This is a genomic window from Peptostreptococcus russellii, assembly GCF_003012055.1.
In the GTDB taxonomy this organism is placed as follows: domain Bacteria; phylum Bacillota; class Clostridia; order Peptostreptococcales; family Peptostreptococcaceae; genus Peptostreptococcus; species Peptostreptococcus russellii.
Window position 1 is genome coordinate 147,603 of the sequence record NZ_JYGE01000007.1, and the last position, 17,361, is coordinate 164,963.

The following is a 17,361-nucleotide window of genomic DNA, read 5'->3' on the forward strand; positions in this document are numbered from 1 at the left end:
GTATAATGAATTATGAAATGATAGTTTATGTTCTGCTAAATATAGCCAAAATAGAAGGTGTCTTGATGTTGATTCCTGGAGTGGTCTCATTGCTTTATGGAGAGTATGATGTAGCAAAGATTATTTTCCTAATAGCTATATTTTTTGCAGCGATAGGCTTTATATTTACAATTAAAAAGCCGAGAAAGTTAGATATTTTTGCGAAAGATGGCCTATTTATAGTGGGTATTGCTTGGATAGCATTCTCAATAATAGGAGCACTTCCTTTTTACTTGACAGGGAGTATAAATGGTTTTATAAATGCGTTTTTTGAAACTGTGTCTGGATTTACAACCACTGGATCTACTATATTGACTGATATAGAGGCCCTTCCAAATGGAATTCAATTTTGGAGAGCCTTTACACATTGGATAGGTGGAATGGGAGTATTAGTATTTGTTATGGCAATAATTCCACTGGCAGGTAGTAGATCTATGAATATAATGAAAGCAGAAATGCCAGGACCTACAGTAGACAAAATAGTTCCAAAGGCAAAGCAAACAGCAAAGATTTTATATCTTATATATATAGGTCTAACAATTGTGCAAATATTATTTTTGATGGCAGGTAAGATGCCACTATTTGATAGTATTATACACGCATTTTCTACAGCTGGTACGGGAGGATTTTCCAATAAGGGAAGCAGTGTAGGATATTATGATAGTGCGTATATAGATGGTGTTATAACCGTATTTATGATTTTATTTGGTATAAACTTTAATTTATTTTATTTAGCAATTTTAAAGAAGTTTAAGAGGATATTCCAAAGTGAAGAGCTTAGAGTTTATCTCTCTATTATTGCTATATCCACAATACTTATAACATTTAATATAAGAAATATGTATCCTTCCATTATGAAAGCATTTAGATATGCATCTTTTCAGGTAGCGTCTATAATTACAACTACTGGATTTATGACTGCGGACTTTAATGTTTGGCCTATGTTTTCAAAAGCGATATTATTACTTATAATGATAGTAGGTGGATGTGCAGGATCTACTGCGGGTGGATTAAAAGTTTCAAGAATACTTATAATGGCAAAGCATATTAAGTCAGAGGTAAAAAGAATGATACATCCAAGAGCTATGGTAGGTGTAACAATTGATAAAAAACCAGTTGAATCATCCCTTATAAGTAGTGTATTAGCATATTGTTTGATCTACTTCTCACTGATAGTAATATCTTTTTTATTAATATCAATAAATGAATTTGACTTTGAAACTAGTTTTACATCAGTTATTACATGTATAAATAATGTAGGACCAGGAATAAGTAGTATAGTTGGTCCAACTGGAAACTTCTCTACATTTTCAGTATTTTCTAAGCTTGTTTTATCATTTGATATGTTATTAGGTAGGTTAGAGATATTCCCAATATTACTTTTATTTAGCCCTAGAATGTATAAGAGAAGATTTTAGATTAGAATATATTTTTATATGATTATAAATTATCTATTATATAAAATTAAACTAAAAAGAGTAAATTTCTACTGTATTAATATAGTAAAATAGAACTTTTAAATAAAAATAAATTTAAATATAAATATAAAGAAGATTTAAGAGAAAGATTTAATTAATTTGAAAAATAAATATGAAGATAAAAGAAAAGAGATGATATTTGAAATGTCATCTCTTTTCTTAATTAATAGCTAAATTTGATTATTATATAATCAAGTCTAGTTGTTATGTAATTAAGTTTAATTACTATGAAAGCAAGTATATTCACTATGCAAGTAAGACTAGCTACTATAGAAAACGAGCTGAATTATTTTATTTAAAGAATATTATTTATAAAAAATTAGGTTGGATTTTGAAATTAATATACAGAAAGATGAGTAAAATATTAAGGGGAAAATGTGATTTTTATTATAGTAAGATATATACTTTTATTATATTGCCTTACTTAAAATACTTAGAAAAGGAAAAGCTATTCTTTTCAGTGAATATATAAAAAATTTGAAAAACTGCAAATACACGAATATTATTTTCTCTTTTAAATAAAAAATAAGTATAAAGATATACATTATCATGGACTTTAGTAAAAAGATATGGTATAATCTACAGGTAATAGGCAGTGTTCTTGTGGGAAATTTTGTTTGTTACAACAATATAAAATTTCAAAACCATAGAGGGCACTATTTTTTTGACAATATTTGTAAATATCTATAAAAGAGAAAGAAGAAAGGACAGAAGTTATGTTAACAGCAATTACTGGAGTAAACTGGGGAGACGAAGGAAAAGGAAGAATGGTAGATTTGCTATCTGAAAACTATGATATAGTAGTTAGATATCAGGGTGGAAATAATGCAGGTCATACTGTTGTAAATGAAAAGGGTAAGTTTGTACTAAACTTATTGCCATCAGGAATACTACGTGATGATGTAGTAAACGTAATAGGTAATGGCGTGGTAGTAGATATCAAGCATCTAGTAGAAGAGATGAATAAGCTTAAAGCAGGTGGAATAAACATTACACCAGATAATCTTAAGGTAAGTGATAGAGCTATAATCGTTATGCCATACCATGTTGAGCAGGACTGCTTAGAAGAAGAAAGACTAGCAGATGCAGCATATGGTTCAACAAAGAGAGGTATTGCTCCTGTTTATGGAGATAAATATATGAAGAAGGGCATCAGAATGGGTGAACTTCTAGATGACAAAGAAGGCTTAAAAGAAAGATTAAAGGGAATAATCGAATGGAAGAACCTTATGATAGAGAATGGATATGGTAAAGAAGCTATATCTTTTGATGAAATGTGGGCATATTTAGAAGAATATGGTGAGATAGTAAAGCATTTCGTATGTGATACAGGAGTATTCCTTAATGAATCAAATAAAAACGGTAAGGATATTATGTTTGAAGCTCAGTTAGGAGCTCTTAGAGATATAGATTATGGTATTTATCCATTCACATCTTCATCTTCAACAATAGCACCTTATGCGCCAATAGGAGCAGGTGTTCCAAACCTAAAGGTAACTAAGTCAATAGGTATAATGAAGGCTTATTCAACTTGTGTTGGAGAAGGACCTTTTACAGCTGAAATGTTCGGTGATAAAGCTGAAGAATTACGTAAAGCTGGTAATGAATACGGTGCCGCAACTGGTAGACCAAGAAGAGTTGGTGGATTTGATATATTAGCATCTAGATATGGTGTTAGATGTCAGGGAGCTGATGAAATTGCACTTACTAAGTTGGATGTACTTTCATACCTAAAAGAAATTCCAGTATGTGTAGGATATACATTTAATGGCGAAATGCTAAAGGAATTCCCAATAGGCGAAAAACTATTTAAGGCAGAACCAGTATATGAATACAGAGAAGGCTGGATGGAAGATGTATCTAACTGTAGAAAATTAGAAGAACTTCCAGAAAAAGCAATTGACTACATCAGATATATAGAAGAAGTAGTAGACTGTAAGATCAAGTATGTATCAGTTGGACCAGAAAGAGAACAGTATATAGTAATGCCATAGGGCATTATATCGATAAATTACAAATTCGCAGACTAGTTCTGCGAATTTTGTAAATTATAGCATTTTTATTATAGCTAAGATTATTCACTATACAATGGATAATTAATTTTATAAATTTCAAATCTATAAAGTGTTATAAAACTCTATAGATAAAAATAAAAAATATTAATTTTGTAGTAAATTGGAGGATTGTAGATGAAAAATACTTATGAATCACCACTGACTTCGAGATATGCAAGTGCAGAGATGCAGGCATTATTCTCACCAGATATGAAGTTTAAAACTTGGAGAAAGCTTTGGATAGCATTAGCTGAGACAGAAAAAGAATTAGGTCTTGATATAACTCAGGAACAGATAGATGAACTTAAAAAGTTTCAAGATGATATCAACTACGATGTAGCAAAGGCTAGAGAAAAAGAAGTAAGACATGATGTTATGAGTCATGTGTATGCATATGGAGTTCAGTGCCCAAAGGCAGCTGGAATAATACACTTGGGAGCGACTTCTTGCTTTGTAGGTGATAATACTGACTTGATAGTAATGTATGAAGCTTTGGAATTAATAAAGGAAAGACTAGCCAAGGTAATTACTACTCTATCTAAGTTTGCAGATGAGTATAAATCTCTTCCAACACTTGGATTTACACATTTTCAGCCAGCACAACCTACAACAGTAGGAAAAAGAGCTACTCTTTGGATTCAGGATTTTTTATTGGATCTTGAAAGTTTAGAAGACTTTTTACAGAGAAAAAGATTAAGAGGAGCAAAGGGAACTACAGGAACTCAGGCTTCTTTCTTGGAACTATTTGATGGAGATTATGAGAAGGTTAAGACTTTGGATAAGACAGTAGCACATAAGATGGGCTATGATGATGTATTTCAGGCAACAGGTCAGACTTACTCAAGAAAAATTGACAGTCAGGTAATTAATATACTTGCTGGAATAGCTCAGTCGGCTACAAAGTTTTCTAATGATATAAGACTTCTTCAACATCTTAAAGAGGTTGAAGAGCCATTTGAGAAGCATCAAATAGGATCTTCAGCTATGGCATATAAGAGAAATCCTATGAGAAGTGAAAGAATAGCTTCACTATCAAGATATGTTATAGCAGATATGATAAACCCTGCAATGACTGTATCAGGACAGTGGTTTGAAAGAACATTGGATGACTCTGCAAATAAGAGAATATCAGTTCCAGAAGCTTTCCTTGCGATAGATGCAGTGCTTAATCTATGTGCAAATGTAAGTGATGGTCTAGTTGTATATCCTAAGGTAATTGAACAAAGATTAATGAAGGAACTTCCTTTTATGGCTACAGAAAATATTATGATGGATGCAGTTAAAAAGGGTGGAAATAGACAGGAATTACATGAAAAAATTAGAGTACACTCTCTAGAGGCAGCTAAAATGGTCAAGGTAGAAGGAAAAGAAAATGATTTAGTAGATAGAATAGCTAATGACCCTTCATTTGGAATTACAAAAGAGGAAATATTAGCAGTACTAAAGCCTGAACTATATGTAGGCTGTGCTCCTATGCAGGTAGATGAATTCTTAAAAGAAGTAGTAGCTCCAGCTTTAAAGGGAGTAGAAATAATAGAAACAGCAGAAATAACTGTATAATATAGTTATATTCAATAGAAGCTTAAAAATAAGACAATAGATAGTTTATAAACTAAACTTAAATTTAATGGCTATTTTCAACCTTTAAAGTTGTAAGTAGCCATTTTTTTATTAAGAATTTAAAAATACAATTTATATTTTTATTAAATTAAGTGAAACTTTATAAATAGTAAAACTCAATATGACTAAAGTATTCTTACTTTATAAGAATTAAGTAGTAAGGATAATACAAAAGAATGATGATAAAAAAAAGAATAGAGACAAGAAAGAATAGAGACAAGAAAGAATAGCAATAATAAAGAATGGCAGTAATAACAAAAATAGCGATAATAAAAAAGTAATTATAATAAAAATATTATTGCAAAATATAAGGCTTTACTATAAGAGTTAAAGCTTTATTACAAGAGTTGAAGATTTATTGCAAAAGCATAATATAATATATATAATAATGTATATAGAAATACCTAAATATTTTATTTTAACTATGAAGTAGAAAAATTATAAAATATATACTTAAGTTAAATAATTGTATGGGTTTTGATTGAGGAGGTGGCAAAATGCCAACAAATAAAGAAATTAAAGCTTTGAGTAGAAATCAACTTAAAGGCAAGTGGGGGATTCTTGCTCTAGTAAACTTAGGGGTAGTAGCAGTTATGTTTTTATTGGGTTACTATGTAAATGGTATAGTAGCACAAATACTTTGTGTTCCGCTTATGGTAGGTTCTTCTAAATTAATGCTGAGTGTTGCAAATGGAGAAGAATTAGATCTTAATAATTTTATAGCAAATAAAGCTGTCTATATAAGGTATCTAGTATTCACATTGATACTTGCATTGATACAAATGCTAGTAGGAATAATATTTGCACTAGTAAGTGGTGGCGTATTAGCAACATCATTTATGATGGGGGGATCAAGTATTGATGAAAATATTATGAATTTATTAAGTCAAAATATATCTTCCATAATAATATTAACAATAGTTGCATTAATACTTATGCTTGTTATGATTTATATAGAATTAATATATAGTATGACAGAGTATATAATACTGAGAGATAATGAGGATATAGATGCTATAATGTCTATGAAATACTCTAGAATGCTAATTAAAGGACATTTATGGGAATTTTTCAAGCTACAGATATCATTCATAGGATGGTACTTATTATCAATATTAACAGCAGGTATAGGAATTATATTTGTAAATTCATATGTTATGACTTCAAGTGCTAATTTTTACTTGGAATTAGTATATAAGGAAGAAGAAAAAGCTAGAGAAATGGGAATAATAAACTCAGAATCAAATATGCACTATAGAAGCTATATGAACAACAAAGAAATATTTTAGTATATATTTGGGACAGAGGTTAATAAAAAAAAATAGGTGAAAAGATAGAAAAAAATCAACTATATTAGAGCTTATAAAATAAAAAACAAGGAGGCTGCTACTAGATTATCCACTGGCAGTCTCTTTAATATATTTTAATATATTTTGTACTATCTATTATAATGTGGTAAAATATACTCACATATAATAGCTATTTTGTGTTGAAAAATAGATAAAATACAGAAGTATTTAATGGAAAGTGATGAGTTTAGAATGAAATAATATATTCTTTACTAACTTTATTGCAAAAATTTAAAATATAGAATTAGGAGGCGTAAAAATGTCTGATGAAAAGATAATAAAATTTGGCAAGCTTCAAGAGAAATGGGATGAGCAAGAAGTAGATAAGTTTGAAGAATTTCTTAATATGATGATGGAAGATGTAGTAACTGGAAGTATATCTATTTCTGAATTTACTGCAAAAATGAGCAAGTATCAGCTAGACAATAATATTTCAAATGAAAAATTAATGGAATTGCAGAAAAAATTGTTGCAGAAGATGGGGATAGACATAGATATAAATGATTTTAATAAGCAAATGGAAATACTTGAGGGTTTAGAAAATAATTCTGAAAACTCTGACTCTAAAGAAAAAGATAAAAATAGATTTGATACTAAAAAAATAAAAGAAATAGCTTTTTTTGATTTTTACAAGGATAAAATAGAGAATAAAAAGATTCCAGAGTTTCATTTAAAAACTGAAAAAAATGATCTTACTATGTTTATGGAAGAGGATAAAATAATAATCATAACAGAGGGGAAAATAGATTTTGCCGATGATGAGTTAAATGGTGTAATTACTGATTATAGGGAATGTATTCATGGATCATTAAAAATAATAGCTTGTGAAGCCACAAAAATATATGAATATCATTAAAAAACGTTAAGCTCAGTAAAAAAATTGAGCAAGTTCAAAAAAAATTGAGTAAGTTTAAAAGAATTGAGTAAGTTCAAAAAAATTGAGTAAAGCTAATAAAAATAGTCAATTAAGAAAAATTTAAAAAGATTTAAATTTGATAGAAATAAAAATTCAATGATTATTAAAATAATATAAAGTGTAGGGTTAATTATTATATGTTTTCTAATTATGTCCCTACACTATTTATATATACTATGCTTTATCAAATAGTAGAATAAAAAACTTCATATTAAAACAAAAAATAAAGGCTGAGTTGCTAATTAATTGTTTTATAAAAATAAGCATAAAGCTTATGCTCATAAATCTTTGGGTATTTATAATAATAAATTTTAAAATAAAGCTTTTATTAACGTTTTTTAAAGGTTTCTTTGATAAAGTATTTGTAGAGAATATTTATTCTAAATATTTTATATTTCGAGTAAATAAAAACTCAAAAAAAATTAGGCCAGTATAAAATTATTTGCTATAAGGGAATTATTAGACTTTTATATTAGACATACCTATATTGTATATTTAGCTTATAATTAAACTAACTATAAATAAAAAGATATTTATAGAAAATTTTCAAGTCTGATTTTCTTAAGTAGAAGCAACTTTATAGAATAAGGATATAGACTAAATTTAGTTTTAATTAGAAAAAAATATATATAAATAAGGATATAGACTGGCTAAGTATTAGTTTTTTTAAATTAATACTGTAATTATGAAGACAGATGTCTTTAGAATTTAGGATAATAACAATAATAAATCAGTTTGCTGAGAAAGGAGATTGCATTGAGTCAAAGAGCTAAAAAAGGATTTTTAGGAGAAATCTGGGAGGTAATAAAAATATTGCTTATGGCAGTAGTATTATCTATGGTGATAGTACAATTTATTAGACCTACTAGAGTAGATGGTTTATCTATGTATCCTACTTTAGATAATAATGATTATCTAGTAATTAATAGAATTAGCAGATATACTGGAGTCAATAGAGGCGATGTAGTAGTATTTGACAGTGATATGCCAATAAATGCTGTAAGTGATCAAAAAAATACAGCTAAGAAAGTGCTTGATTTTGTTCTTCAAGATGACAGTAATACTAAGGATTTGGTAAAAAGAGTGATTGCTGTAGGTGGAGACCATATAACTATAAAAGACGGTGTAGTAAAAGTAAATGATCAAAGGATTTCTGAAGATTATATTTCTGAAGGAAATATAACGGAGGGCAACATAGATACAATAGTGCCTGAGGGAATGCTATTTTGTATGGGTGATAATAGAATGAGAAGTTTGGATAGTAGATATCCAGAAGTAGGATTTGTCCCAGAAAAGAAACTAGTCGGTAGTGTGCTAGTAAGACTATTGCCTTTAGAAAATATCGGAAGAGTAAATTAAAAAAAGGGTAAATTCAAGGGGTTATCTCCTTGAATTTATTTATAATAGGGGAATTTAAAATATATAAAATAAATTACTTGCTTTATATAAATATTTAATGAAAGATTGTATTGAATTTAGGAGGCATTTATGAAGGCTTTGAAATTTGTGGTAGACGGTGTGATATTAGAAATTGAAAAAGAGAGTATTAAACTTAGTGAAATAGCAAAAATGCTAGAAGATAGATATGAAGGTCACATATGTATGGGTGTTATAAATAATAAACTTTACGATCTAAACAGAACCCTATATAGAGGATGTGAAATAAAGTTTATAGATACTACAGAAGTAGAGGGAGATAGAATGTATTTTAGAGGTCTTTCCCTGCTTTTAATGCTGGCTTGTAGAGACTTATATCATGGTTCTAAAGTATACATTAAGCATTCTATAGGTGATGGTCTTTATTGTGTAGTAGAAGATATGCCAAAGCTTACAGATAAGGACATAAAGGACATAGAGAATAAGATGTTAGAGTATGTAAAAGAGGATCATGAAATTATATGTAGATATCTCCCAAATGATCAAGCAATCGAAAAGTTTTCAAAGTTGGGGAGATTTGAAAAGGCAGAGATACTGAAGTATAGGACTGAAGATTTGACAAAAGTCTATGAGTGTTGTGGATATTTTGACTACTTTTATGGATATATGTATCCATCAACAGGTTATTTAAAAGATTTAGGAGTAGCTAAAATGGCTGATGGTCTAGTGATTTTAGGTCCAGATAAAGGCATAAAAGGAACTGTTACAAGCTTTAAAGAAATGTCAAAACTTTCAGATGTATATAGGGAGTCAGAAACATGGTCTGAGGCTTTGGGAATAGATACAGTAGTTGATTTAAATAGAATAATAGAAAATAATTTATATGGAGAAATGATCAGAACTGTTGAGGCACTTCATGAAAAAAAGATTGCTGAAATTGCAGATACTATAGTAAAAAGTAATAAGAAAATAATATTAATAGCAGCACCATCATCTTCAGGAAAGACAAGCTTTGCACATAGATTATCTACTCAGCTGAGAGTAAATGGACTACATACTTTGGCAATTTCTCTTGATGATTACTTTGTAAACAGAGTAGATACTCCTCGAAATGAGGATGGAGATCCTGACTATGAATCAATAGAATCAATAGATATCAATAGATTCAATAATGATTTAAATAAATTACTTGCGGGAGAAGAAATAGAGAAGATCAAGTTTGATTTTATGGATGGAGTGAGGGTCTATACTGGAGAAAAAATATCAATAGATGAAAAGCAACCAATTATTTTAGAGGGAATACACGGATTGAACCCAATACTTACAAAGTCAATAGAAGAGTCTTTGAAATTTAGGATATATATAAGTGTTATTACTCAAGTAAATCTAGATGATCACAATAGAATACCAACTACTGATTTGAGATTATTAAGAAGAATGGTAAGAGACTATAATTTCAGAGGAATGGATGCTGAAACGACTATGGATATATGGCCATCTGTGAGAAGGGGAGAAAAGAAAAATATATTTCCTTATCAAGAACAGGCTGATGTAATGTTTAACTCTGCTAGTGTTTATGAGATTCCAGTCCTAAAAAATCAGGCTATAAAAATACTAAAAGAAGTGAATGAGACAAGTAGACATCACCTAGAGGCAGTAAGACTTAGAAAGTTGCTTCAGTATTTTGATGAGTTAAACGATATAGGCGATATTGGACCAACTGCTATAATTAGGGAATTTATAGGTGGAAGTAGAATAGTTTAAATAGAGCAATATTCTTCTAAAGCTGTTATAAAATCTCGCAATGATTTTGTAAAAGCTCTTTGAAAAAGACTTGATTAAGATTTTAATTGAAAGCATTAGATTTTTGTAAGAAGTGGAGAGTATAAAGTGTCAATATTTCTATATTGATACTTTATACGCCATTGATAAAGATGTTTATTGAGAGAAAGGAGTGATAGCTTTGCCTAGGAAAAAAACGAAAAAAGAAGTAAAAGAAATTTTAGACCTACTATCCGAGTTGCATCCAAATGCTCATTGTGAGCTAGTTCATAGTTCACCGTTTGAGCTTTTGATAGCAACAATATTATCTGCTCAGTGTACGGATGTAAGGGTAAATATAGTAACAGAAGAATTATTTAAAAAATATAATACGCCAGAAGATTTTAAAAATTTAAGTATAGAAGAGATAGAAAAAGAGATAAAAACATGTGGACTTTATAAGAGTAAGGCGAAAAAAATTAAAGAGACATCTTCTATACTTGTAGATAAGTATAACTCAGAGTTGCCCGATACATTAGAAGAGCTAATTACTCTACCAGGCGTGGGAAGAAAAACAGCAGGAGTAGTATTGAGCAATGCTTTTGGTATTCCTGCAATAGCTGTGGATACTCATGTATTTAGAGTAAGTAATAGAATTGGGATTGTAAAAGAAAAAACACCAGAAAAAACAGAGTTTGCTCTAATGAAGGCCATAGAAAAAGAAAGATGGACTCATAGTCATCATTTATTAATTTTTCATGGAAGAAGAATATGTAAAGCAAGAAAGCCAGAGTGTGAAAATTGTAATATAAGAGAGTATTGTAATTACTATAAAACAGACGTAGAAACTAATATAAGTAAATAAAACACTATTCTTACTATTAGAATATAGATTTTAAAGCGTATTTATGGTATTATATAGTGTGTGCTAAAGGAAAAAATTGAAATTATTTTAGTTATAAAATCAGAAAAAAAGTTAAAAAAATAGAGCTTATAGCAAAGGATTAGGAGGGCACGATGGCTTTAAATATCGTATTAGTAGAACCTGAAATACCACATAATACTGGTAATATTATTAGAACAGTCGCAGATACTGGAGCGACATTACATCTTATTAGGCCTTTGGGTTTTGATTTTGATGATAAACATTTAAAAAGGTGCGGACTTGACTATTGGGATATTGCACAAATAAAATTTTATGATAGCTTTAAAGAGCTTCAAGATAAATATCCAGATGCCCAATATTTTTATTCTACAACAAAGGGAAATAAAAATCATGCTGAGGTAAAGTATGAAGATAATTGTTTTCTAGTATTTGGAAAGGAAACAAAGGGTTTACCAAAAGAGTTAATAGATAATAATATTGAAAACTGTATAAGAATACCTATGAAAGATATACCTGGTGCGAGGTGCTTGAATCTATCAAATGCAGTTGCTATTGTTGTATATGAGGCAATGAGACAGCTAGATTTTCAAGATTTGATATAGTTATAAATTGAAATTTTAGAATATAATAAGTATTATAGTGTATGCCTTACATTTAAATATTATTTTATAAACTAATCCAAAGCGGGATATTAAGCATACTGTAAAATTGACTTGTGGGGACTGGTCGAGACGCGGTATAGAGCTATGCCGTCTAAATTGTTTGGAGGTATTATATGGAAGACATAAAAATAGTGTGTGATAGTTTGTCGGATATTACACAAGAATATATAGATAAATATGATTTAGAATTTATTCCTTTGAATGTAATGATTGAGGGGGAAGAATATAAAGACAGAGTAACTTTAAGTAGTGAGGAGTTTTATAGAAGAATTAGGGAAGATAAGATAATGCCTAAGACATCACAAATCACATATGCAGATTTTTATAATGTATTCGATAAGTATACAAAAGAAGGCAAAAAGATTATTTATATATCTGCAGCCGCTTCAGCTACTGGAACTATGCAAAGCGCTATGCTTGCTAGAAATGAAGTAGAGGGCGGAGACATAAGAATAATAGATTCCAATACTCTTTGTTATGGTATAGCACTACTTGTTATTAGGGCAGCTGAACTAAGGGAAGAAGGAAAATCTTTAGATGAGATTGTAGAGGAAATAGAAAGAATAAAAGATGACGTATATGTTACATTCTCCTGTGATGATCTAGAATATTTAAAGAGAGGTGGTAGGATTTCTGGAACAAAGGCTATGATAGGAACAGTACTCAACATAAAGCCTTTATGTATTATAAAGGACGGTATTGTTGATAATGTAGCTAATGCTCGAGGAAAAAGAAATGTTGCCACAAAGCTAGTAGAAATAGCAAAAGAAAATGGAATAAGAGATTTGAGTGATCAAACTGTATTTTTAGGTTATACAGATGATCTAAAAGAAAGAGAAAGATTAGAACAGAAATTAATAGAAGAATTTAATCCAAAAGAGATAAAGTGTTTTTTAATTGGATGTGGAATAGGTACACATGGTGGACCTGGAATTACAGGATTTATATGTTATAAAAATAAATAAAGTAAAGAGGCAGTGAATTTGCACTGTCTCTTTTTTATATAAAAAAAGGAGTAGTTTCCCACTCCTTTTTATTATAGTTCCTTCAATAGTTCTAATAGGTATTCCCACATATTTTCTATTGAATCAATTTCTGCATATTCTCCTGAAGAATGTACATCAAAGATATTTGGTCCTATTGATACTGATTCTGCCTTGTGGGCAAGTTTATTAAGTAGTATTCCACTTTCTAGTCCACAATGCATAACACTTATCGTAGGTTTTTTTGCAAATTTCTTTTCATATACTTCCACAGCTATTTTTTCTAAGCTTGAGTTTGAATTATATTCCCATGCAGGGTAATCTGCAGAGAACTCGATTGAAGCATCAAAAATATCCGCAAGCATTGCCATTTTTGTCATGACAAACTCTTTCTTTGACTGCATAGAACTTCTAGTCAAACTTATAAAGTCTATTCTAGTATTGCTTTCCTTTACAACAGCAAAATTTGATGACGTATCAACTGATGATTCCAGTGAAGTAGACATAGATAATATGCCGTTTGGAATTAAGTTTAAGATACGAATAATCTTCTTCTTACAATCTGTTGAAAAGACCTTAAAAGATGCTGGTGCAGATCTTCTTAGCTTTATTTTTAAGTTGGGATCAATAGCATAAATCTCCTTTTGAGTTTTAGCTGCCATTTTCTGTATATCTCTTACAACCTTTTCAAGATCTTCATCTTTTATAGATATTACAGCCCCACAGTTTCTTGGTATTACATTTCTCTTTGATCCTCCACTTATATTAAAAAGGTCAAATTCTTGAGTTATGGCGTTTAATAATCTCCCCATTATGACATTGGCATTACCTCTTTGCTTGTCAATATCAATTCCTGAGTGACCTCCTAACAATCCATGAACATTAATTTCTAGTGCGACATTCTTTGGGTTGGCAGGCTTATATTCTTTCTTTAATGAAATAGTAGAATTTACTGCTCCAGCACATCCTGTAAGAATGCAATCTTCTTCTTCTGAATCTAAATTGATAACATATTCTGAATTTAATGAAGATAAATCCATATTATTTACTCCAATTAATCCAACTTCTTCGCTTGCAGTAAATACACACTCTAGATTTGGATGTGATATATCAGAAGATTCAAGTACAGCCATCATATATGCGACGCCAATTCCGTTATCAGCGCCAAGGGTAGTATCTTTAGCCATCAACTTATTTCCATCGATTACAAGCTCAATTGGATCCTTTTCAAAGTCATGCTCTAAAGTATCTGTTGCTTCTCCAACCATATCAATATGTGCCTGCAACATAACTGTACGCCCTTCAGGTTTTCCATTTGTGGCAGGTTTTTTGACTATTAAATTGTTATATGAGTCTTGACTAGTCTCTAAACCAAGGTTTTCAGCGAAGTTTTTTATATGATCGCTGACTTCCTTTTCATTGCCAGATGTTCTAGGTATCCTAGATATATCTTCAAAGTTCTTGAAAACTCTGCTTGGTGTCAGTCCTCCTGTGATGTAGTCCATTATTAACACCTCCTTGAGAGATAAATTTGTGTATAATTGCATATAAAAATGTATACACTTCTATTATAGCATGATTAGAGCAAATTATTTAAAAATTTTCAAACAAAATCATATTTATGATATAATAACTATTGAATGAGTGTAAGTTTTAAGTTTGAAATTAATAGCACAGTTTTTTGAGAAATGTAGAAAATTATATGCAATCTGTGAAGACAGATATTTGAAAGAACTAATTTAAGATCATAGTAATTATAGAAAGAAGTAATTACTTATGATGGAAGGAGAAAGAAACTTAGTTTTATGGATAAACAATTTTACAATGTATTAGAATTAGATAAAATAATAGAGCAATTAAAAATGAAAGCTTCCTCAGAGCTTGGTAAATCTATTATAGAAAATTTAGAACCATTTTCCAGCTATGGAGAAGTAGAGATGGCTCTAAAAGAAACAACAGAGGCACAGTCAATATTAATAAAGAGAGGACATATACCGATACAAGGTATTCATAATATAATAGATAAGGTTAAAAGAGCAGATATAGGAGCAACGATTGATGCTAAAAGCCTGCTACAAATAGCCGATACTATGAGAACAACAAGAATACTTTCGAATATATTAAGTGGAGATATAAAAGTAGAGACTTTTGGTAATGCTGAAACAGCAATAGAAGAAGAACAAGATGATATAGATAAGTATCCAATAATACAGTCGCTGGCACGTTCTCTTTATATACACAAAGATTTAGAAGAAGAAATTTTTAATGCTATAGTAAGTGAAATAGAAATTTCTGATTCAGCATCTAGTGATTTGAGAAGTACAAGAAGAAGAATTATACAAAAAAACCAGTCGATTAGATCAAAGTTGAACTCTATAATATCTTCAACAACGTATCAAAAATATCTTCAAGACTCTATAATATCTATGAGAGGCGATAGATTTGTTGTGCCAGTAAAGGCAGAGTATAGGTCTATGGTTTCTGGAATAATTCATGATCAATCATCTTCTGGAGCAACTTTATTTATTGAGCCAATGTCAATTGTGGAGATGAATAATGACCTTAGACAGTTAAAGCTGGAAGAGGCTGAGGAGATAGAAAGAATATTAGCGGAACTATCTGCTATGGTAGCAGAAGTGAGTCGTGAGCTTATATCCAACCAAGAAATTCTTTCAAAGCTAGATTTTATATTCGCAAAAGGAAAGTTATCACTTGAGATGAAAGCTGTAGAAGCAAAGTTGAATAGGGATAAAAAGTTCAGGATAGTAAATGGAAGACATCCTCTTTTGGATAAAAGTAGTGTTGTAGCAAATACTGTATATTTGGGAGAAGATTTTACTACACTTTTGATTACGGGGCCAAATACAGGTGGTAAAACAGTTACTATTAAAATGGTAGGTATATTTGCCTTGATGACTCAGTGTGGGCTTCACATACCAGCGGACTATGGAAGTAGTATGTGTGTATTTGACAATATATTTGCAGATATAGGTGATGATCAGAGTATTGAACAAAGTCTATCTACATTTTCATCGCATATGACAAGAATAGTAGATATATTGGATAATGTAACTGAAAATTCTTTGGTTATATTTGATGAGCTAGGTGCAGGTACAGATCCAGAAGAAGGTGCAGCACTTGCAATAGCTATATTAGAAGATATAAGAATGGCAGGAGCATCGTGTATTGCAACAACTCATTATAGTGAGCTTAAAAAGTATGCCCTTGCTAAGCCAGATGTTGAAAACGCAGCGGTTGAGTTTGATATGGAAGAGTTATCGCCAACTTATAGACTCTTAATAGGAGTTCCTGGTAAATCAAATGCTTTTGAAATTTCAAGGAAGTTGGGACTTCAAAATCATATAATAGATAGAGCAAAGGACTTCTTGACAAGTGATAACATAGAACTTGAAGATGTACTTCAAAATGTTGAAAAGAGCAGACTAAAGACTGAAGAGGAACTAAGGCGTGCAGAGAAAATGAGAGAAGAAGTAGAAAATATAAGAAATGAATATAACATAAAAATGGAAAAGATGCAGACTTCTAGGGATAAAATGTTAGAAAATGCAAGAAGTGAGGCTTTTTCTATAATAAGACAGGCAAAAGATTCTACTGACAATATGATTAAAGAGTTAAAAGAAATAGAAAAACAACGTGCGTCAAAAGATAAGGATAGAAGAATAGAAAAGATTCGTAAAGAAATAAGTGAATCTATGGGAAAACTTCAGCCAAGTGTAGAGAGTATGGTAGTTCCTAAATATGCATCAAAAGAAATTAAGAATTTAAAAGCTGGAGAAGATGTTGATATTATTACACTTAGACAGGAAGGTACAGTTATATCAGCTGATGATAAAAAGAAAGAAGCACTCGTTCAAGTTGGTATAATGAAGATGAACCTACCTTATAAATCTCTAAAAAGAATAGAGAAAAAAGAGCAGAGTAATGTAACTAGAACTACAAGAAAAATAATAAGATCAAAGTCAGGAAATGTAAAGAGAGAAGTTGACTTAAGAGGAATGAATCTGGAAGAAGCTATTATGAAGGTTGAAAAATATCTAGATGATGCTTGTATGGCAGGTCATGATGAAGTAACTATTATACATGGTATTGGTACAGGAGTATTGAAAAAAGGTATTTCTGAATGGTTAAAGACCAACCCTCACGTAAAGTCAATGAGAGAAGGAAAGTATGGCGAAGGTGGAATTGGTGTAACAATAGTAACAGTAAAATAATTAT

12 protein-coding genes are annotated in these 17,361 nt (G+C 30.4%); 11 read left to right on the forward strand and 1 reads right to left on the reverse strand.

Translation table 11 applies throughout. The features are described 5' to 3' along the window. Nucleotides 1-5: 5 nt before the first annotated feature. The 10 genes from UF10_RS08555 to UF10_RS08600 all read left to right on the forward strand — a co-directional run bounded on the left by UF10_RS08555 (nt 6) and on the right by UF10_RS08600 (nt 13,107). A complete protein-coding gene (locus UF10_RS08555) occupies nt 6-1,457 on the forward strand; it encodes a TrkH family potassium uptake protein (protein WP_106777382.1) in 1,452 nt (483 codons plus the stop codon). 776 nt (nt 1,458-2,233) lie between these two features. Next, nucleotides 2,234-3,511 carry an adenylosuccinate synthase gene (locus tag UF10_RS08560; RefSeq protein ID WP_106777383.1) on the forward strand — a complete coding sequence of 426 codons (1,278 nt, stop codon included), beginning with the start codon at nt 2,234-2,236 and terminating at the stop codon, nt 3,509-3,511. A 195-nt stretch (nt 3,512-3,706) separates the two neighbouring features. Then, nucleotides 3,707-5,131: an adenylosuccinate lyase gene (gene purB, locus UF10_RS08565; protein ID WP_106777384.1), complete on the forward strand. Its 1,425-nt coding sequence runs from the start codon at nt 3,707-3,709 to the stop codon at nt 5,129-5,131. A 557-nt stretch (nt 5,132-5,688) separates the two neighbouring features. Then, complete coding sequence (locus UF10_RS08570; protein ID WP_106777385.1) at nt 5,689-6,480, forward strand: DUF975 family protein; 792 nt, start codon at nt 5,689-5,691, stop codon at nt 6,478-6,480. Between the two features lie 319 nt (nt 6,481-6,799). Next, the gene (locus tag UF10_RS08575; RefSeq protein WP_106777386.1) at nt 6,800-7,396 is read left to right on the forward strand and encodes a DUF3867 family protein; all 597 of its coding nucleotides are present in this window, start codon (nt 6,800-6,802) and stop codon (nt 7,394-7,396) included. An 816-nt stretch (nt 7,397-8,212) separates the two neighbouring features. After that, complete coding sequence (gene lepB, locus UF10_RS08580) at nt 8,213-8,815, forward strand: signal peptidase I (protein WP_106777387.1); 603 nt, start codon at nt 8,213-8,215, stop codon at nt 8,813-8,815. A gap of 129 nt (nt 8,816-8,944) precedes the next feature. After that, on the forward strand, nt 8,945-10,597 hold the full coding sequence (locus tag UF10_RS08585; protein WP_106777388.1) for a nucleoside kinase: 1,653 nt from the start codon (nt 8,945-8,947) through the stop codon (nt 10,595-10,597). A gap of 199 nt (nt 10,598-10,796) precedes the next feature. Next, nucleotides 10,797-11,459, forward strand: a complete 663-nt coding sequence (nth, locus tag UF10_RS08590) for an endonuclease III (protein WP_106777389.1) — start codon at nt 10,797-10,799, stop codon at nt 11,457-11,459. A 152-nt stretch (nt 11,460-11,611) separates the two neighbouring features. Next, nucleotides 11,612-12,082 carry a tRNA (uridine(34)/cytosine(34)/5-carboxymethylaminomethyluridine(34)-2'-O)-methyltransferase TrmL gene (trmL, locus tag UF10_RS08595; RefSeq protein ID WP_106777390.1) on the forward strand — a complete coding sequence of 157 codons (471 nt, stop codon included), beginning with the start codon at nt 11,612-11,614 and terminating at the stop codon, nt 12,080-12,082. Between the two features lie 173 nt (nt 12,083-12,255). Then, entirely contained in the window at nt 12,256-13,107 is an 852-nt protein-coding gene (locus UF10_RS08600; RefSeq protein WP_106777391.1) for a DegV family protein, read from the forward strand. A gap of 71 nt (nt 13,108-13,178) precedes the next feature. Here UF10_RS08600 and pepD read toward each other — a convergent pair whose 3' ends face one another. Next, complete coding sequence (pepD, locus tag UF10_RS08605; protein ID WP_106777392.1) at nt 13,179-14,630, reverse strand: beta-Ala-His dipeptidase; 1,452 nt, start codon at nt 14,628-14,630, stop codon at nt 13,179-13,181. Between the two features lie 300 nt (nt 14,631-14,930). On the opposite strand from pepD, the gene UF10_RS08610 reads away from it, so the two are divergent. Continuing rightward, nucleotides 14,931-17,357, forward strand: a complete 2,427-nt coding sequence (locus UF10_RS08610; protein ID WP_106777393.1) for an endonuclease MutS2 — start codon at nt 14,931-14,933, stop codon at nt 17,355-17,357. The last annotated feature ends 4 nt before the right edge of the window (nt 17,358-17,361 follow it).

Bases quoted from the DNA above. Each gene is read 5' to 3' on its own strand.
- UF10_RS08560 (WP_106777383.1), top strand. From the start codon at position 2,234: ATGTTAACAGCAATTACTGGAGTAAACTGGGGAGACGAAGGAAAAGGA.
- UF10_RS08555 (WP_106777382.1), top strand. From the start codon at position 6: ATGAATTATGAAATGATAGTTTATGTTCTGCTAAATATAGCCAAAATA.
- UF10_RS08575 (WP_106777386.1), top strand. From the start codon at position 6,800: ATGTCTGATGAAAAGATAATAAAATTTGGCAAGCTTCAAGAGAAATGG.
- purB (WP_106777384.1), top strand. From the start codon at position 3,707: ATGAAAAATACTTATGAATCACCACTGACTTCGAGATATGCAAGTGCA.
- UF10_RS08600 (WP_106777391.1), top strand. From the start codon at position 12,256: ATGGAAGACATAAAAATAGTGTGTGATAGTTTGTCGGATATTACACAA.
- UF10_RS08610 (WP_106777393.1), top strand. From the start codon at position 14,931: ATGGATAAACAATTTTACAATGTATTAGAATTAGATAAAATAATAGAG.
- UF10_RS08570 (WP_106777385.1), top strand. From the start codon at position 5,689: ATGCCAACAAATAAAGAAATTAAAGCTTTGAGTAGAAATCAACTTAAA.
- UF10_RS08585 (WP_106777388.1), top strand. From the start codon at position 8,945: ATGAAGGCTTTGAAATTTGTGGTAGACGGTGTGATATTAGAAATTGAA.
- pepD (WP_106777392.1), bottom strand. From the start codon at position 14,630: ATGGACTACATCACAGGAGGACTGACACCAAGCAGAGTTTTCAAGAAC.
- trmL (WP_106777390.1), top strand. From the start codon at position 11,612: ATGGCTTTAAATATCGTATTAGTAGAACCTGAAATACCACATAATACT.